General features: G+C 70.5%; 16 protein-coding genes. 5 read left to right on the top strand and 11 right to left on the bottom strand.

The genetic code is table 11. The features are described from left to right. The 5 genes from JOF36_RS12305 (at nucleotide 1) to JOF36_RS12325 (ending at nucleotide 5,567) form a co-directional block, all read left to right on the top strand. A complete protein-coding gene (locus JOF36_RS12305; protein ID WP_210026878.1) occupies nucleotides 1-780 on the top strand; it encodes an enoyl-CoA hydratase/isomerase family protein in 780 nt (259 codons plus the stop codon). Then, nucleotides 780-1,646, top strand: a complete 867-nt coding sequence (locus tag JOF36_RS12310) for an FAD binding domain-containing protein (protein ID WP_210026879.1) — start codon at nucleotides 780-782, stop codon at nucleotides 1,644-1,646. The genes JOF36_RS12305 and JOF36_RS12310 overlap by 1 nt, the downstream gene beginning before the upstream one ends. Then, nucleotides 1,643-2,884, top strand: a complete 1,242-nt coding sequence (locus tag JOF36_RS12315; protein WP_210026880.1) for a xanthine dehydrogenase family Fe-S subunit — start codon at nucleotides 1,643-1,645, stop codon at nucleotides 2,882-2,884. Before JOF36_RS12310 ends, JOF36_RS12315 begins: the two co-directional genes overlap by 4 nt. Nucleotides 2,885-2,930: 46 nt before the next feature. Further along, nucleotides 2,931-4,241 carry a benzoate/H(+) symporter BenE family transporter gene (locus tag JOF36_RS12320; RefSeq protein ID WP_210026881.1) on the top strand — a complete coding sequence of 437 codons (1,311 nt, stop codon included), beginning with the start codon at nucleotides 2,931-2,933 and terminating at the stop codon, nucleotides 4,239-4,241. A gap of 630 nt (nucleotides 4,242-4,871) precedes the next feature. Next, nucleotides 4,872-5,567 (top strand): hypothetical protein, encoded by a 696-nt coding sequence (locus JOF36_RS12325; protein WP_210026882.1) that lies wholly within the window; start codon nucleotides 4,872-4,874, stop codon nucleotides 5,565-5,567. A gap of 595 nt (nucleotides 5,568-6,162) precedes the next feature. Here the strand turns inward: JOF36_RS12325 and JOF36_RS12330 are convergent. Genes JOF36_RS12330 through JOF36_RS12380 form a run of 11 tightly spaced genes read right to left on the bottom strand, consistent with a single transcriptional unit; the run spans nucleotide 6,163 to nucleotide 17,693 of the window. Continuing rightward, the gene (locus JOF36_RS12330) at nucleotides 6,163-6,975 is read right to left on the bottom strand and encodes a maleate cis-trans isomerase family protein (protein WP_210026883.1); all 813 of its coding nucleotides are present in this window, start codon (nucleotides 6,973-6,975) and stop codon (nucleotides 6,163-6,165) included. Further along, complete coding sequence (locus JOF36_RS12335) at nucleotides 6,975-9,425, bottom strand: xanthine dehydrogenase family protein molybdopterin-binding subunit (RefSeq protein WP_210026884.1); 2,451 nt, start codon at nucleotides 9,423-9,425, stop codon at nucleotides 6,975-6,977. The genes JOF36_RS12330 and JOF36_RS12335 overlap by 1 nt, the downstream gene beginning before the upstream one ends. After that, nucleotides 9,422-9,979 (bottom strand): (2Fe-2S)-binding protein, encoded by a 558-nt coding sequence (locus JOF36_RS12340; protein WP_307862341.1) that lies wholly within the window; start codon nucleotides 9,977-9,979, stop codon nucleotides 9,422-9,424. The genes JOF36_RS12335 and JOF36_RS12340 overlap by 4 nt, the downstream gene beginning before the upstream one ends. Continuing rightward, nucleotides 9,976-11,022 (bottom strand): 2,5-dihydroxypyridine 5,6-dioxygenase NicX family protein, encoded by a 1,047-nt coding sequence (locus JOF36_RS12345; protein ID WP_210026885.1) that lies wholly within the window; start codon nucleotides 11,020-11,022, stop codon nucleotides 9,976-9,978. Before JOF36_RS12345 ends, JOF36_RS12340 begins: the two co-directional genes overlap by 4 nt. Nucleotides 11,023-11,028: 6 nt before the next feature. Beyond that, nucleotides 11,029-11,865: an alpha/beta fold hydrolase gene (locus tag JOF36_RS12350; protein WP_210026887.1), complete on the bottom strand. Its 837-nt coding sequence runs from the start codon at nucleotides 11,863-11,865 to the stop codon at nucleotides 11,029-11,031. Continuing rightward, nucleotides 11,862-12,467 (bottom strand): hypothetical protein, encoded by a 606-nt coding sequence (locus JOF36_RS12355; protein ID WP_210026888.1) that lies wholly within the window; start codon nucleotides 12,465-12,467, stop codon nucleotides 11,862-11,864. Before JOF36_RS12355 ends, JOF36_RS12350 begins: the two co-directional genes overlap by 4 nt. Before the next feature lie 8 nt (nucleotides 12,468-12,475). Continuing rightward, nucleotides 12,476-13,111 (bottom strand): SRPBCC family protein, encoded by a 636-nt coding sequence (locus JOF36_RS12360; RefSeq protein WP_210026889.1) that lies wholly within the window; start codon nucleotides 13,109-13,111, stop codon nucleotides 12,476-12,478. Nucleotides 13,112-13,154: 43 nt separating this feature from the next. Continuing rightward, nucleotides 13,155-14,015 carry an FAD binding domain-containing protein gene (locus JOF36_RS12365; protein WP_210026890.1) on the bottom strand — a complete coding sequence of 287 codons (861 nt, stop codon included), beginning with the start codon at nucleotides 14,013-14,015 and terminating at the stop codon, nucleotides 13,155-13,157. Next, nucleotides 14,012-15,106 carry a PEP/pyruvate-binding domain-containing protein gene (locus JOF36_RS12370; protein ID WP_210026891.1) on the bottom strand — a complete coding sequence of 365 codons (1,095 nt, stop codon included), beginning with the start codon at nucleotides 15,104-15,106 and terminating at the stop codon, nucleotides 14,012-14,014. The genes JOF36_RS12365 and JOF36_RS12370 overlap by 4 nt, the downstream gene beginning before the upstream one ends. Next, a complete protein-coding gene (locus tag JOF36_RS12375) occupies nucleotides 15,103-16,986 on the bottom strand; it encodes a PEP-utilizing enzyme (protein WP_281071306.1) in 1,884 nt (627 codons plus the stop codon). Before JOF36_RS12375 ends, JOF36_RS12370 begins: the two co-directional genes overlap by 4 nt. Beyond that, on the bottom strand, nucleotides 16,983-17,693 hold the full coding sequence (locus tag JOF36_RS12380; protein ID WP_307862342.1) for an isochorismatase family protein: 711 nt from the start codon (nucleotides 17,691-17,693) through the stop codon (nucleotides 16,983-16,985). The genes JOF36_RS12375 and JOF36_RS12380 overlap by 4 nt, the downstream gene beginning before the upstream one ends. Nucleotides 17,694-17,962 lie beyond the last annotated feature (269 nt).

Raw genomic sequence — 17,962 nt, forward strand, 5'->3', positions numbered from 1 at the left:
ATGGCACTCACCGGCGGCGACGTCGTCCTGGAGCGCGAGCACGACGGGCGGGTCGCCTACCTGACCCTGTCCCACGGGAAGTACACGGTCGTCACGATGGAGATGCGCCGGCTGGTCGCCGAGCGATTCGCCGAGATCGACCGGGATCCGCAGATCCGGGTCGTGGTGGTCCGTTCGGACGGTGAGCACTTCACCTCCGGCGGCGACATCGCCGGGTTCATGGAGGTCGATCCGATCGATCTCACCGACCTCGGACACGACGTCACCGCGCCGGCGCGCAGCGCCAAGCCGGTGATCGCCGCGATCGACGGCTACTGCTTCGGCGTCGGGCTCGAGATGGTGCTGTCCTGCGACATCCGCCTCGGCACCCCGCGTACCCAGCTCGCGCTGCCCGAGATGAACCTCGGCATGATCCCCGGCTCCGGCGGCACCCAGCGCCTGGCCCGGCTGATCGGACTGTCCCGGGCGAAGTTCCACATCATGACCGCGACGCGGATCAAAGCCGAGCAGGCGTTAGACTGGGGGCTGCTGGCCGGCTTGTCCGACGACCGCGACGCGCTGTACGCGAACGTCGACGCTCTGGCGCAGAAGATGGCCGGCTTCTCCCCGGCCGCGCTGCGCACGGCCAAGGAGGTGCTCGACCGCGGAGTCGACGGGCCCCTCTACACCGGCATCGAGCTGGAGCGGAAGGCGTACTCCATGCTGCGGGCGACCGAGGACTTCGCCGAGGGCGTCAAGGCGTTCGGGGAGAAGCGCGCACCCAGCTTCACGGGCCGCTGATGAAGGCCGCACCGTTCGCCTACGTTCGCCCCGGCCGGCTCGACGACGTGCTCGGCGAGCTGGCCGGCGGGGACGGCAAAGTACTGGCCGGTGGTCAGTCGCTGGTGCCGGTCCTTGCGATGCGGCTGGGCCGTCCCGGCACCCTGGTCGACATCACAGCCGTGCCCGAGCTGGCATCGGCCACATCGGACAGGGACGGCTACCGGGTCGGCGCGGCGTTGCGGCAGCGCGCGGTCGAGCATGACCGGGCGGCCCGCGCGGTCCCGCTGATCGGAATGGCCATGCCGTTCGTCGGGCACCGGGAGCTGCGTAGCCGCGGCACGGTGTGCGGCAGCCTCGCGCACGCCGACCCGGCCGCCGAGCTACCCGCCATCGCGTGTTGCCTCGAGGCGACGGTCGAGCTGGCCGGTCCTGCCGGACGACGGAGGATGCCGGCCGAGGAGTTCGTGACCGGTGCGATGAGCACCGCGGCCGGCCCGGAGGACGTCGTCGTCTCGGTGACGTTCCCCCTCGCCCGTCCCGGCGAGGGGTTCGGGTTCGCCGAGCTCGCCCGGCGGCACGGCGACTTCGCGCTCGCCGGCGTCGTCACCCGGGTTCGGGTCGGCGGCGACGGCGGAGTGACCGATGCCCGGCTGACCGGGTTCGGGATCTCCGACCGGGCCGTGACCCGGGATGTCACGTCGCTGCTGATCGAGCACGAGGGCGATCTGCGCCCGGCCACCGCGGCGCTCGCCGACGCCGTCGTCGATACCGGAGGGGACACGCACGGTTCCACCGGCTATCGACGCCGGCTGTTCGGCGTGCTCGCCGCCCGCGAGCTGTCCCGCGCGCTGCACCGCGCCCGAGACCGGAAAGAGGGTTCATGACCACAGTCGAGCCGAAGCGGACGGGTCCCGCGGAGCCACGGGCCCGGGTGGCCGCCGACGAAACCGCCGGGATCACGATGACGGTGAACGGCACCGAGACCACGGTCACCGTGCCGCCCCGCGCGCACCTCGGTGACGTGCTGCGTGAGCAGCTCGGTCTCACCGGCACCCACCTCGGCTGCGAGCACGGCGTCTGCGGCATGTGCACCGTCCTCGTCGACGGCGAAGCAGCCCGAGCCTGCCTGATGTTCGCGGTGCAGTGCGAGGGCTCGGAGATCGTGACCGTCGAGGGCCTGGGCACGCCCGACGACCAGCACCCGCTGCAGCGGGCGTTCTCCGCACATCACGGCCTGCAGTGCGGATTCTGCACCCCGGGGATGCTCATGAGCAGCTACGACCTGCTCGCGAACACCCCGGACGTCGTGAGCGACGAGCTCCCCGAGCACATGTCCGGCGTGCTCTGCCGGTGCACCGGTTACCGCGGCATCCTCGCAGCCGTCGACGACGTGCGGCAGACCTACCCGGACGGTATCCCCGAGCCACGGGCGTGCGGCGCGCACACGCTGGTCGGGCGGGCCTCGGCGGGCGGGACCGGAACCGCCGTGGCCGAGGCGGACGTCCCGGAGGCGGCGCTTCCGCAGGAGGTGCGGCTCCCGTCCGGGCCGCCGTCGGCGGTCGTCGACGTGACCAGCCGGCTCCACTCGCCTGTCGAACGGGTCTGGGCGGTGCTCGACGACTTCGACCTGCTCGCTCGCTGTCTGCCCGGGGCCCGGCTCACCGAGGTGCTCGACGGTGACCGGTACCGCGGGCGCGCCGTCGTCGCGCTCGGCCCGGTGAAGCTGTCCTTCGACGGCCTCGCGCAGGTCGTCGAGCGCGACCCGCGGGAGCACCGGCTGCGATTCCACGCCCAGGGCGCCGACGCCGGCGGCAGCGCCACCCAGGCCGACGTCGTGCTGGGTGCCCAGCCCGAGCCGGGCGGCGGCACGGTTCTGACCGCACACGCCGACGTCCATCTCACCGGCCGGGTCGCGCAGTTCGGCCGGGCGTTGGCCGGGGACGTGTCACGCCGCATGTTCGAGCAGTTCGCGGCCAGCCTCGACGAGGCCGCGGAGACCGGCTCGGTCACCGAACCCGGCCGGGGTGCGCAGCTCCGCCTGGTGCTGGGGACCGTCCGGGACACCGTCCGCGCGCTCACCCGCCGTGGTCTCGCCGGCGCCCGCACCCTGTGGCGCCGGTAGCCGACCGGCTCCCCAGTCCGGTAAGTGATCGCGAGGAGGCGACACGATGACCGCACCCACCGAGGAGCCCGCAGAGGGCTCCACCCCCATCGAACCCATCGCGGGCCCGGAACCGCGGCCGCCCCGCCGGATCGAGCCGGGCCCCGGGATCCGGTCAGGGCTGCGCGACCTGCCCCGACGGCTGAACCCCGCGACGATCGGCGCCGGGGTGGTCGCGGCCGTGTTCGGCTGCACCGGCCCTGCGCTGATCGTGATCGACGGCGCCGCCGCGAACGGCCTGGCCGGAGGGGTGATCTCGTCGTGGATCTTCGGGATCTACGTGTTCGGGGGTTTGATCTCGTTGACCCTCGCGCTGCGCTACCGGATCCCGGTGGTCGGCGCGTACTCGATCCCGGGTGCGGTCCTGGTGGTCGGGGCGCTGGCGACGTTCCCGTTCTCCGCCGTCGTCGGGGCGTTCCTCGTCGCGGGACTCATCGTGCTCGTGCTCGGGCTGTCCGGACTGATCGGCACGGTGGCCCGGTGGCTGCCGCAACCGATCGTGATGGCGATGATCGCCGGGGCACTGATCCGGTTCGGTACCGGAGTGGTGACGGCGGCCGAGTCCGCGCCGTGGATCGTCGGGGCCGCGGTGGCCGGGTTCCTGCTGCTGTCGAGGTTCGTCCCGGCGGTGCCCGGAGCGCTGGGCGCACTGCTGGCAGGGTTGGTCGCCGCCGCGGTGACGGGTGGGTTCGCCGCGCAGGCGACCGCCGTGGACGGCTGGACGGCGCCGGTTCTCGTGGCCCCGACATTCGACGTCGGCGCGATCCTGGCCGTCGGGATCCCGCTGGCGGTTCTCGTGATCGCCGCGGAGAACGCCCAGGCCTACGGCGTGCTGCTCAGCCAGGGCTACCGGCCACCGATCAACGCGATGACGATCGCCAGCGGCGTCGGCGGGCTGCTGGCTCCGTTGACGGGCGGCCACAACGCCAACGTCGCCGGCCCCATGACGGCGATCTGCTCGGGCCCGCAGGCCGGACCGGACCCCGACGCCCGGTACGCCGCGAGCGTCGTGAACGGAATGCTGTTCGTCGCGTTCGGTGTGCTCGCCGGGTTCGCCGTCACCGCGGTCACGGCGCTGCCGACCGAGCTGGTGTCGGTCGTCGCGGGGCTCGCGATGATCGGTGTGCTGGTCTCGTCGTTCCGTGGCGCGTTCGGCGACGGTCGCTTCCGGATCGGCGCGCTGACGGCGCTCGTCGTGGCGATGAGCGGGGTTGCGCCCTTGGGGATCTCCAGCCCGTTCTGGGCGCTCGTCGCCGGTGTCGCGATCTCGGCGATCCTCGAACCGGGCGACTTTCGGGTCCGGGCCGAGGTCAGGTGAGCGTACGACGAGCTGTGATCGTCGCTCCGACGAGTCGCTGCAGCCGACATCCTCGATCGGTTCGCCGACCTGAATCGCTTCGTCGCCTGGCAGTGTGGCTCGCCGGCAGAGGGCCGCGACCTCCGGTACGTGGACCGCATGAAGGTCCGCGAGGCGGTCCAGCGCGAGATTCAGGGGTGGGCCGGCGAAGCCGAAGATCGCCTCGGGCGCCAGCACGGCCGGCTGCTCGAGGCTGATGTCGCCGCCGGCGCCCGACACGTTGGTCAGTCGCGTGCCCTGCGACCGGTCGGTGTCGCCTCAAGAATCGGGTCGACACCCATGAACGAAGCCATCCCGTCTTGGAGCCCTCCTCAGTAGCAGGGCCGGCTCTGGCCCTCGTGGCCTCCGGCGCGGGGATGGGGTTGATGCCGCTTTCCGGGACTAGATGTGCTGTCCGGGCACGTTGGTGACAGTCCGGCACGCCGGTCCGATGATCTTGAGACGAGCGAGGGCCTCCGAGGTCGGTGTGGATCACCACGAAACACGCCGAAGCCCGAGGAGGCCCTCTGGTGATCCACCGTAACGCCCCGCTGACCCCTACCGGCCGAGAGAACTCCGGACGACGACACTGGGCAACATCGCTGCCGCCGAGTGGCCGTGCTGGGCAGGGCATTCCGGCGGACCTGGCCTGACCAGGACGGCACCGACCCGCGCATCCTCGCGACGCGGGGCCGCCTGCGACTGCTGATCGGAATGGTCCGGGACAACCGGCCGTGGCGGCTGGTGTCGGGTCTGCGGGGGGACTCGTCGGCGCGTTCGCGTTCAGCGCATTTCTATTTGATCAACACCACGCTGTGGCAACTCGCGATTACCATGTCGGTGTGGCGGCGGGTCGCCGCGGTGCTTGCCTCGATCACCGTGATGCTCACCTGGCTCGTCGTCTACCACCACCTGTGGGAACGGACAAGGAATCGGCCGCCGCAGGAACGCGAGCAATCGGTCCTGTTCAACGCTTCGACCGTACTGACCCTCGCCATCGGGCTGGTGTGCGGCTACGTAGCGCTCTTCGTCCTGAACCTGATCGCCGCGTTCATCATCTTCACATCCGAAGTGTTCGGCCAGTACGCCGGACCTGAGCACGGACTCGGGGACTACCTCACCGTCGTCCTGTTGGCGACCGCCGCCGCAACCGTCGCGGGCGCCATCGGCTCGGGCTTCGAGAGCGAAGAGTCGGTCCGCGAGGCTACGTACAGCTACCGCGAACGCGAGCGCCGCGAAGCCCTGTGCCGTTCACGAGCAGCCGAGACGGACGAGGAGACGTTGGACGACACGACGCCCGACGCGTGATCGACCTTTGCGAGGAGACGGACCAGGGCCCGCGACGGCCCAGAGGCGGCCCAAGGCGCAGAATCAGCGCCCTGACCTGCAGGTCCCGATGAATCCGGCTTACACACCAACTCGCCCGCCCCGCACCCTCCGGCCTCGGCCGATCGGTCCGGTAGTGCTGCTGACCTGCGGAATTACGTCGCAACGATTCTCGGGTGTTCTTGCTTCTGCCCGACCTCTGACGGTCTGAGCCGGCCTGAGTCGTGTGCTTGGTGCTTGGTGCTTGCTATGAGAACGTGTTGTCCGGGCCGGTCCGCCCTGCGCGATCGATCCCGAAGAAGGAACGCCGAGCCGGCTCCAGGTCACCGACGTGCGCGGCGGCAACCGCGCGTTGAGCGAAGTAGAAGGCGCGCCACGTCGTCACCGGCGAGCGAGTAGAGGATCCGGGTACCGCCGCGGCGGGTTTGCAGAATCCGAGGTCGCCCGGAGACCACAATCGGGTCGACGTAGTCGAGTAGGCCGGGCGGGTGCCGGCGGTGCTGTCGGCCCGGCTACGGTCCGGCCGATAGCATCCCCAAATACCCTCACCGTGCACCCCCGCGCCTGGTCGTCGAAGTCACGGCATCCGCGTCCCGGCGCCGGCGGCCGGACCCGATGCGAGCAGTCGCCCGGCTCCCGCGATAGCGGGCGTGTGACCGAGGCGGGTCAGTACCTCGTAGGCCGTTGCCGTTGCTGCAGTGATGACCGGCAGTCCGAGTTCGTCCTCCACCCGTTGCACCGCGGGCAACGACGGCATCTGGACGCAGGCGGACAGGACGATCGCGTCGGCGTCGTCCTGTCGCAGGGCCCGGGCGATCTCGGGCAGCTGCTCGGGATCGAGTCGGCCGACCGCGAGATTGTCGGGTACCTCGAGGGCGACGGCGTCGAGGACCTCGATTCCCTCGCCCTCGATGTACTCCTTCACCATGCGGGTCAATGGCGCCATGTACGGGGTGACGATCGCAACCCGCGACCAGCCGAAGGCGCGGAGCGTGCGAACGAGCGCACCCGCGCTGCTGACCACCTCGGCGGGATGGCCGTTCTGCCGTGCTGCGTCGGCGATGACCTGTTCAGACTCTTTGTGGGCGCCGGGGCCTTGCGCCATGACCGCGACCAGGCAGGCGTAGGCGATCACGTCGACGGCGGCGTCGGACACCGCAGTAGCGCACTCGCCGGCGCGGCGCACCATGGCCTGGAGCTCGTCGGGGGTGACCTGCTTCATCGCGGCCCGGCCGGAGTGGAAGGTGTATCGCTGACCGGTGGCCTCGGTCTGCCGGCGGAACAGCTCTGGGAGCTCGGTCTCCATCGTGGTGTTGGAGCTGGGCACGATCAGCCCGATGCGCGACAGCGCCGCGGGAGCGGTCGACGTGCCGGTGGGGTGGTCGGTCATCAGTACTCGATTCCTCCGTCGGGAAGGCCCGAGGGCGTTGGTGTGAGCTCGGTGCCGCGGGACGTCGTCTGGCCGGCGAGCGCGTTCCAGACCGCCTCGGGCGTGATCGGCAAGGCGCTGAGTTCGACCCCGAAGTCGGCGAGGGCATCGCAGACCGCATTGGCGACGGCTGCTCCGGGTGGGATGGTCCCCACCTCACCGACGCCGCGGACGCCGAAGGGCGTGACCGGTGAGGGCACCGTGGTGTGGCGGAGCTCCACCCGGGGAAGATCGGCGGCGGTCGGGACGAAGTAGTCCATCATGGATCCATTGACGAGCTGACCGCTGTCGGCGTCGTAGCGCAGCTCCTCGGTCAGCGCTGCTCCGAATCCCTGAGCCAGCCCACCGCGGACCTGGCCGTCGACGACCGTGGGATTCACGATCGTCCCACCGTCGTGGACCATGACGAACCGCTCGATGTCGAACTCGCCGGTCTGCGAGTCCACGGCGACCTGCGCCGCGGCGGTACCGAACGAGTAGGCCGCGTCCGACGGCTCGAAGTGCGCGGTCGCCTCCAGCCCGGGCTCCTCCTCAGGAGGCATCCCCTGGCCGGTGATCGCGGTCGTGTAGACCGTCGCCAGCGGGACCGCTCGGGAGTGGTCGGTCCGGACCCGGACCGCGGAGCCGATGATCTCGACGTCGTCGACCGACGCGTCGAGGCGCCAGGCCGCGATCCGTCGTGTCTTGGCGGCGAGCTGCTCGGCCGCCGCCCGCAAAGCGCCCGAGGCGGCGATCATGGTCCGGGAGGCGAAGGCACCGGTGTTGAGGGGCGACGTGGCGGTGTCCCCGGCGTGGACTCGAATCGCGTCGTAGTCGGTGCCGAACACATCGGCTACGACCTGCGCGAAGGCGGTCTCGCCGCTCTGCCCCATCGTGGACACACCGGTGTAGACGTCGATCCCACCGGACCGGTTGGCGCGCAGCGTGACGCTCTCGTGGGCGCCGAACATCGAGCCCCGGCGAGCGAGGAACCGCGCGCTCGCATACCCGGTGCGCTCCACGAACGACGAGAACCCGATTCCGACGAGCCGGCCGTCCGCCCGCGGTGCCCGGCCGCGAGCGCGGTGCCCGGCCCAGTCCACGGCGTCTGCCGCCATGCGCAGGCACCGCTCGTAGTCGCCGCTGTCGTAGACCGCACCCGTCGGATTGCGCCAGGGCATGTCCTGCGAGGTCACCATGTTACGGGCCCGAAGCTCGACCGGATCGAGGTTCAGACGGCGCGCGAGCTGGTCCATCAACCGCTCGTAGGCGAAGTTCACCTCTGGCTGGCCGTACCCGCGGTACGCTCCGATTGGCGTCTTGTTCGTCAGCGTCACGCGGCGTTCGGTGTAGCCGTCGTCGACCTTGTAGGGGCCGTTGAACACGACGCTGGAGAGCTGGGCGGAGCCGAAGGGTGAGTTCCAGCCGCCGATGTCGGTGGCGTAGACGTTCGTCATCGCGAGGATGCGGCCGGTCGCGTCCGCGGCGATGCGGTAGTCGTGCACGGATTCGCGGGCGTGCGTGCTCCCGCGGAAGTGTTCGCCACGGTCCTCGGACCATTTCACCGGTCGGCGGAGTGCGATGGCGTGCAGGCAGGCCAGGACGTCCTCTGGGAAGACGCCCAGCTTCAGCCCGAATCCGCCGCCGACGTCCGACGCGACGGCACGGATCTCGCTCTCGCCGAGCCGGAGGATTTCGGCGAGCTCCTTGCGGATCAGATGGGGGACCTGCGACGAGCAGTGGACGGTGAGCTCACGAGCCCCGGGACGCCACTCGGCGACCACTCCCCGGGTCTCCATCGGGAGCGCGGTCACCCGGTTGATCCGGAAGCGGCCCTCCACGACGACGTCGGCCTGGGCGAACCGGGAGTCCGGGTCGCCGCTGCCGTCGGAGTTGGCGGCCAGGAGATTGGAGTCCAGGACCGAGGGATGCAGCACCGGCGCGTCGGGTTCGAGAGCGGCCAGGACGTCCACGACGTGCGGCAGGGGTTCGTAGGTGATGTCGAGGAGTTCGAGCGCGTCCTCGGCGACGTGCCGGCTGTTCGCGACGACGCTGACGACCGGTTGCCCCTCGTGTGTGGCGACGTCCTGGGCGAGCGCGTAGTACGGCAACCTCGGCGCGCCCGGTACCGGGCGGAGGACGGTCAGCGGCTCGGTGCACCGCCGGACGTCCGTCGGCGTCAGGACGTGCTCGACGCCGGCGAGCGCCGCCGCGGCGCTCGTGTCGACGTGCGCGACCCGTGCGTGCGGGTAGGGGCAGCGGGCCACGGCCATGTACAGCACCCGTGCCGGCTCGACGTCGTCGGTGAAGCGGCCGTCACCGCGGAGCAGGCGGTCGTCCTCCTTGCGGAGCTGCGAGGTGCCGATGATTCGGCGTCGACCGCCCGTGTCGCCACGCTCGGCGCCGATTGAGGGTTCTTCCAGAATGGTCATGTCAGCCCTGGGTCGCAGTGGTCTCGGTGGCCGGCCGGGAGGGGATCCGCCGGGCTGCCCTGCGGGTTCTCCATGAACCAGCGCTCGATGGCAGCCACGACGTTGTCGTAGCCGGTGCACCGGCACAGGACTCCGGCGATCTCCTCGCGAATCCCGTCCGGACCCGGCCGGCAGCTCTGGTGTGCGAGCGCGGTCGCGGTCATCAGGAAGCCCGGGGAGCAGAAGCCGCACTGCAGAGCGTGTTCCTCTTTGAAGGCCTGCTGCAGGGTGTTGAGCTCGTCCCCCTCCGCGAGCGATTCGACGGTCCGGACGTCGCGGCCGTCGACCTGGCACGCCAGCATCAGGCACGACTTGACTGCCTCACCGTCGACGATCACGGTGCACATCCCGCAGGCGCCCTGCTCGCAGCCGATGTGTGTCCCGGTGAGACCGAGGTGCAGACGCAGGAAGTCAGCGAGGTGCAGCCGCGCGGGGACGTTCGCCCGCACGACGCGTCCGTTGACCGTGGTAACCGTCTCGACGAGCAGCTCTTCGGGTGCCTCGAGGCCGCTCACCGTCGGTTCACCGGGCGCATCTCGGGCACGGTCAGCTCGCCGGCGTCGACGATCAGCTCGTCGTCGAGATACAGCGAGTTGCCGCGCATCGGGATGTCGAAGTGGCACGCGGTGTCGTTCGGGCCACCGAGCTCGTTGTTCGGGCCGATCGAGAACATCACGTTGCCGTAGAAGGAACGAAGCTCCATACCCATCCCGCCACCGAACTGGGTCAGCCCGTGCCAGTGCGCCCGCTCGTCCAGACCCCACCCGACATGCGACATCCCGTAGCCACGCGGGTCGTCGAAGCTCTTGATGTAGGAGGCGAGCAGATCCGCATCCAGGCCCGAGGAACCCTTCCCGCCGCGGATGTCGCGGATGAACCCGGCCTCGATGGTGATCTCCACCGGGGTCTGCACATAGGTGTTGAACGGCAACAGGACGTCCCCGGGGGCGAGGACGATCTTCCCGTCGACGCCGTCGTCGGAACCACCGGTGAACACGAACGCCGCCGGCCAGTGGTCCCACCGGCCCGGGGTGTCGGTGTAGCCGTACTCCGACAGGGTCGGGTACATGCCCAGCTGGTAGGTCACATCCGTGCCGTGCGGGCTGGTGATCCGCATCGTGGAGGCCTTGGCCAGCAGCTCCGCCCCGGTCTCCACCCGCTCCCGCAGCTCGGTCGTGGGCATCAACCGCGCCAGCAGCTCCGGCGGCTCCACCGCGGTCAGGATCCGCGTGCCGGCGTCCTGGATCGCGAACTGCTCCGGGGAGAACAGCAGGAACGTGCAGTCCACCACCATGTCCGCGGCCTTGAGCGCATCCACCGCGAGGGGGATCCGGCCCAGCCCGGAGTCCCCGACCGCCCACGCCCCACCCGCGCTCGCCGGCGACGGCAACCGCATGTGATACCCCGTCGCGCCCAGCTTCTGGATCGCCCACAGGAACGCATCCGCGTACTCGCCGCGCTCCCCACCCCGGGTCAGCACCACCACCGTCTCGCCCTCGTGCACCCCGGACAGCGTCAGCTGCTGCAGGCAGATGTCGTTGAACAGGTTCTGGTCCATGGCTGGTTACTCCTTGGGTTCGAGGTAGGACAACAGATGCGGGCGAAGGGCGTCGAGGAAGCCGGCCAGGTCGTCCCACGGCACCATGTGCCCGGTATCGGCGACGCTCAGCATCGGGATGTCCGGGCGGGCCCGGTGTAGCTCGTCGGCCGTGTCGGCCGGCACGACCGGGCTGTCGGCCCCGCGCATGAGGAGCACCTCCCCGCGCAGAGCGGTCCAGTAGTCGACGAAGTCCTCGGTCTCGAAGCCTTCGTGGGTCTCGACAACGGCGGTCTCGTCGCAGGTGGCGAGGAAGCGGGCGCGCAGCTCCAGCTCGCGCTGCGGCCATCGCGGGTAGAACGCGCGCACGCCGTCGGCGTCGGTTCCGGCCTGGGCCTGCCGGAGCTGGTCGAGGAACGCCTGCCGCGTCGTGGGATAGGGACGGCGGCCGGGTCCGGAGGTCGGCGGATCGACCAGCACCAGAGGCCCGTGGTCGTCGGGGGCGTGGCGGACCGCGTAGGCCGCGGCGATCCGGGCACCCATCGAGTGACCCACGATCACTGGATTATGCAGGTCGAGCGCCTCCACGAGCCCGGCGACGTCGGCGGCGTAGTCGACCAGGCGGTGACATCCCGACGGGGCCCGGTCGCTCTCCCCGCGTCCTCGCACGTCCGGCACCGTCACCCGGTAACCCGGTTCGGCCAGCCGGACGGCGAGGAAGTCCGCACAGGCCGCCGGAGTCGTGATGCCTGGGAGGAGGAGCAGCGGACGATCGCCTTCCCGCCCGTAGCGCAGCACCCGGTGCCGGAGGCCGTTCGCCCACACCGTGCTGCTCGCTCCCGCGAGTTCGGCCGATGCGGTCATCGTTGCGGTACCTCCGTCTCCGACTCCGTCGGGAGCTGGTCGAGGGCCCACGCCAGGAGCGGGGCCGCGTACTGGGCGGCAGCGGGGGTTCGCACGCGGTCGGTCATGTAGCGCAGCTTGCGCTCGGCCTGCGACCGCGAGCAGACGCCGGAGCGGACCCAGTCGCGCGTCAGGCCCGCGAGGGTCTCGAGGAACGACAACGAGTCCGCCGCCTGGACCTCGTCGGCGCCGTCGATGCCGCCGACCTCGTGCAGCCCGACCAGACGCCGGATCTCGGCCCGGTCGACGGTGGCGGCCACCGGGCCCAGGTTCCCGAGCCACACCGTGACGACCTCGGCCGATCGCAGCATGTGCGGGAAGAGGTAGTCCGGGTCGTCCCATCGCCCGTCGGCGTGCCGGAGGACCGGCCCACCCGGGAACATCCGCTCGATGTCGTGGGTCAGCGCCGCGATCCGCATCTCGGCCGTCGCCGCGGACGCGAGGTGCACGAGCCAGTCCCGCGCCCGCACCAGGTGCTCGGCCTGGTCGTACGCTGCGATCCACTCGGTGGCGAGCGCCTCGACCTCGCCGTGTGCCTCCACGCGCGGTGCCGTCCAGGGCATCGATGTGCTCATCGCGCGCGCCGATTCTGCCAGACGGCGACCGCGCCGAGGGCCGCCGATACGGCACTCAACACCACGGAAGCGACCGTCCAGTGGTCGGGCCCGCGGCGAGTGGGAAGCGCCGGTGCGGTCGAGGTGGAGGCACGGTCGGTGAAGACCGCTGTGCCGATCGAGGGGCGCGAAGTCGGCGCCGGGACGCCGCCGAGAGCGCTCTCGAGGTTCCGGGAGAACGTGGTGGTGACCTTCCCCACCTGCTTGGCGACGACCTTCTGTCCCACGCTGCCCAAGGCGCCCGCGAGGACCACATCGCCGTCGACCGAGACGGTCGTCCGGTCCGGCCCTGCGGCCTCGACCTGCACGGTGACGGTGGCTCGGACGTTGCCCATGGCCCCACGGACGGACTTTCCGGTCGCGGTGAAGGCGATGAGCTTCTCCGGCACCCGCTCGACGATCTTCACCGCCGCTGCGAAGGTGGCCGACATGGGGCCGACGCTCTGAGTGATCCGGACGTCGATGTCGTCGGGCCCGGTCAGCACCAGGTCCTCGACGCCGGGCACACAGCCGGCCACCTTCTCGGGGTGCTCGAAGAACGCCCACACCGAGGTCAGCGGCTGCGCGACCTCGAATTCCTCACGGAGTTGCATGATCTCTCTTCCACCCGCGGACGCCGCCGCGGGCACGTCGGGGTCACGGGCGCGGGGCCCGCAGGTCGTTCAGCGCGCGGCGGAGGTGGACCGGCAGCAGGTGGCGCCGGTAGGCCGCGGACGCACGCACATCGGAGGGCGGATCGATGACCTCCGCAGCGGCCGCGGCCGCCGCGTCGAGGTCGGCGTCGGTCAGGCGCGAGCCCTCGAGTCCGTTCGCCGCCGCGGTGGCGAGCACGGGGCTGTCCGCCACGCCGCCGAGGGCGATGCGGACATGGCGCCAGATGCCGTCGGCGTCCCGGTCGCCCGTGACCACCACACTGACGACCGCGAAGTCGTTGTGCTTGCGGCAGTACTGGCGGAACGCGACGTGCTGCGGGCGCCCCGGGAAGTCGACCGCGACGAGCAGCTCGTCCGGTTCGAGCACTGTGGCGTACGAGCCCGTGTACAGCTCCGCGACGGGGATACGGCGCACGCCGTCCGGCCCGACCACGACGACGGTCGCGTCGAGCACGAGGCAGGCCAGGGGCATCTCGCCGGTCGGGTCGCCGTGCACAAGGGATCCGCCGATGGTGCCCCGGTTGCGGACCTGCCGGTCGCCGATGTGGGTCACGATCCGCGAGAGCAGCGGCAGCCGCTCGGTCACGAGTGGCGAGCGCTCGAGGGTCGAGTACCGGACCAGTGCGCCGATCTCGGTGCGCTCACCGTGGACGCGCAGGTCGTCGAGCTCGTCGATCTCGTTGATGTCGACGAGCGCGTCGGGCCGCCAGAGCCGCATGTTGAGCATGGGGACCAGGCTCTGGCCACCGGCGAGCACGCGGGCGCCGCCGGCGTGCTCGCGCAGGTGTGTGACGGCCTCGGTGACGGTGTTCGGCCGGTGGTAGGCGAAGCGCGCGGGTTTCACGACGGACGCTTCGCCGCGGCGACACCCGTGCCGGAGAACCTGGCCAACACGTGCCCGACCGCTGACTTCGGCGCCGCCACGAGTTGCTCGGCCCGGCGCTGCGCCCAGACCGTCTCCGGGCGCACCTGCAGGACGAACACCTCGCCGGCCTCGGAGACCGCCCACTCGATGTCCTGTGGGGCGCCGCGGTGGTGCTCGATCCGCTTGGCCAGCTTGGCCAGTGCGTCGATCTCCTCGTCGGTCAGGCAGGGTCGCTGGTGCCGGTCCTCGGGCACGGGGACGAGACCGACCACGCCCGTGGCGGGATCGACGCCGTACGCGGACTCCTGCGGTGTCAGCTCGCGTCGGACGACCTCGAAGGTCACCTTGTCGACGACGAAGCGGCTCGGCGTGACGCCGCCGCCGACCACCCCCTCGCCCAGGCCCCAGCACCCCTCGACGACGACTTTCGAGCGGTCGCCGGTCACCGGGTCCAGGGTGAACATGACGCCGGCGGAGCGCGCCTCCACCATCCGCTGCACGCCGACGCAAATGCCGTGGTCGGCGAGCACCGCGTCCGCGGTGGCCTCCGGCTTGTAGGTCAGCACGGCCGGGCCGAACATGCCCGCCCAGCACCGGCGGACGTGTGTCAGGACGTCGTCGACGCCACGGATCCACAGGAAGGTGTCGTACTGCCCGGCGAAGCTGGCCCCGGCCAGGTCCTCGGACTCCCCGCTCGACCGGACGGCGACCGGCAGGTCGGCGCTCCCGGTCTCCTGCTCGAGTCGGGCGTAGGAGGAGCGGATGGCGTCCTCGAGGGCCGGCGGCACGGCCGCGCCCTCGATCTCAGCCGAGAACTCCGCGCTCAGCTGTTGGACGCGGGCCAGGTCGGCATCGCGCGCCTCGGCCCGCACCGTGCGGGCAGCGTCTGCCAGCCCGGACTCGGCGAGGAAGTAGCGATAGGCAGAGGTGGTGACGCCGAACCCGGGCGGGACGGCAAACCCGGCCGCGGTCATCTCGGCGAGGCTGCCGAACTTCCCGCCGAGCAGCGGGCTGGCGACGGCCGCGGGGTCGTCGATCCGGAGAACGAAGGGGGTCTCCGTCGTGGTCATGCGGTCACGTCCTCAAGCACGCGGACGACGCCGTTGCCGCCGTCGACCTCGATGAGCTGTCCGGTCCTAATGGTGGTGGTGGCGAAGCCCGTGCCGACGACGGCCGGGAGGCCGTACTCACGGCACACGATGGCGGTGTGCGCCATGATGCCGCCGACGTCGGACACGGCGGCCGAGAGCCGGGAGAAGACCGGCGCCCAGCTCGGCGCGGTGATGCGGCAGACGAGGATATCCCCGTCCTCGACCTCGTGGAGCTGTTCGGGGTCGAGGATCACCCGGGCCTTGCCGGTCGCCTTCCCTGCAGAGGCGGCCACGCCGTTGAGCCGGTTCGGGTCCTGACCCTCGGAGCCGAGCCACTCCTGCACCGACTCCTGGTTGATTCCCCAGAGCATCACCGTCAGGGGTTCGGTGATGTACTCCGGCGGCACACCGAGCGCGGGCTGCGGCGGGTTCGCCTTGAGCACCTCGCGGATGCGCTGTCGGCGCTCGACCTCCGGCCGCCAGTACGTGACGCCCCGTGCCTGGGTCCCGGTCGCCCACCCGATGTTGAGGTCGTAAAGCGCCGAGTAGATCTCGTTGCGGTGCAGGTAGAAGATGTCCTCGCGGTCGTCGAGGAAGTCGTGCGCGACGAACACGTCGCCCAGTTCGCGCACCTTCGACCAGAATATCGAGTGGTGCCAGTGCTCGACGTAGAAGTTGTGGTTCTCGACGAACGGGAAGACCTTGCGCGCGAGTTCGACGAGCCCGTCGAACGACTCCCGGTCGGCATCGGTAGGCAGGTAGGTGCGGTACTCGTCGGTGACCCGGACCCGTTCAGCGAGGATGGCCTCGAGCGGGCGCTCGATCTCGTGACCGTCGAGCAGGGTCTTGATGTAGCCGCGCAGGGCGGTGAACGGCAGTCGCAGGTCGTCGATCCACGCGCGGTCGCTGTGCTGGTATCCGGCTCCGGTGGAGAACCAGAACCACGGGTCCTTGGCCTGCTCGAAAGCCTCGATCCAGCGGCCGCCGACCGGCTGGGCGGCGACCGCGGCGATGGCGGCATCCGGGTCCTCGTGGGTGAGTAGCTGCTCGGTCAGCCCGAGGTCGACGGCGAGCCTGGCCAGCGCGCGGATCTCGTCGTCGGGCCGAAACAGCATGATGTCGATGCCGGAGACCATGCTCGCTATCGTCTGGTCAGTGATCCCCGGGAAGGCGGCCTGACAATACTCGCGGAACGTCAGGTAGGCGCCGTAGCCGAGATTGAGCATCTCGAAGTGGTAGGAGCCCATCTCGAATAGGTTGTGGATGAGCTCGCTGTAGCTGGTGAGCAGATCGTAGGTGGAGTACAGCCCGCGATGGGAGAAGACCGCGGACTCCGACTCCTTGCCCGGCAGCGGCGCGAAGCTGATCTGCTTCAACCGTTCGATGCAGTCGGTCGCCTTGGCCACCCACTGCTCGTAGATCTCATCCCAGTTCTCGTAATAGTGTCCCGCCCGCACCTCGAAATCCCCCGCCCGAGCGGCGATCTCGTCGGCGTCGACCACAGCGTTCGGGCTGATATAGAGGTAGCCGTTGATGATGCGCTGATCGATCCCGCCGGCCAGCGGGATGGGCCACACCCGGGTGGACATCTGGCTGACCGCGACCCACCAGTTCTCGGTCATGATCGTGTCGAACGGGTAAAGCGGCTCGGGATTGTGCATCCCGTCGAAGAACCAGAACTTGCCGTCCTCGAACTCCGCGCGCTCCGTGCTGAGCAGCGCGTAGTACGGGTACATGCTTTCCCAGCCCTCGGCGCCGGGGGGCGTCGTCACCGCGAACGGGCTGGCGAATCGCTTCCCGGGAACCGCCTGAGCGGGCTCGCCCGGCACAGGTGTGGAATCAGGACTCGTGATGGTCATGCAGGGACCTCTGACTTGGGCTTGGTGGCGGGCGGGCGTGCGGTCTCGGGGCCGAGGAGCGTTTCGGCCGCGCCGACCGGTCGGGTGAGGTAGTCGATGACCTCTTCGAGGTCGACGACGTCGCCGTACTTCTCGTCGATGTCGAACAGACTCGCGGCGTGGGGACCGGGAGCCCGGTCGGCGACGCACTCCTGCGGGACCAGGCTCGGGAAGCCGTACTGGACCGCGTCGACCACGGTCGCGCGGACGCATCCACTCGTCGTGGCACCGGCAACGACGACCGTGTCGACGCCCTTCGAGACCAGGTACGTCGCCAGGCCCGTTCCGAAGAAGGCCGACGCACCGGTCTTGACGATGATGTGCTCGTCGGGCCGACCGCCGAGGCGGTCGTCGATCTCCACGAGCCGGCTCCCCGCCGTCAGCGCAGCCATACCCTTGGCCTTGCGTAGCCAGGTGAGTCCGCCGACCTGCCCCGGGTCGTAGGCGATGGTCGTAAACACGACGGGCACGTCCGCGGACCGCGCAGCGGCGAGCAGGCGCCCCGTCGCCAGCACGGGCCCGGTCATGTCCGCGCCCGTCGGGTAGGCGGGGTCGGTGAAGCCGAAACTAAAGTCGACCACCACCACCGCGGGCTGGGCCCCCCGTGCCAGGGAATGGCCGAAACCTGCGCGATCGTACACATCGACCGTGTTGGGCTCGTCGTCCACCGATACTCCTCTCACGGCGTCGTGATCCGGCGTCAGCGGCATGTATAGCAGGCGACGGCATACGTGTATACCACCTGCCGTCCACCGACCGTGTCGATCGCCGGCAGTGCGCTCCACGGGCGACATGGGAGGAAGGCAGGCCGTCGGCGGCGAATGCTGCCGGACAACCGCGCTGAGGTCGTGGCTCCCGCGTCCTCGCACCAAGGACGGCAAGCGCCCTTCGGCCGTGCGGAGACCGTCTACCGCTGCGGTGTGCCGTAGGGGCTTGA

It is taken from the genome of Pseudonocardia parietis (assembly GCF_017876315.1).
Lineage (GTDB): Bacteria > Actinomycetota > Actinomycetes > Mycobacteriales > Pseudonocardiaceae > Pseudonocardia > Pseudonocardia parietis.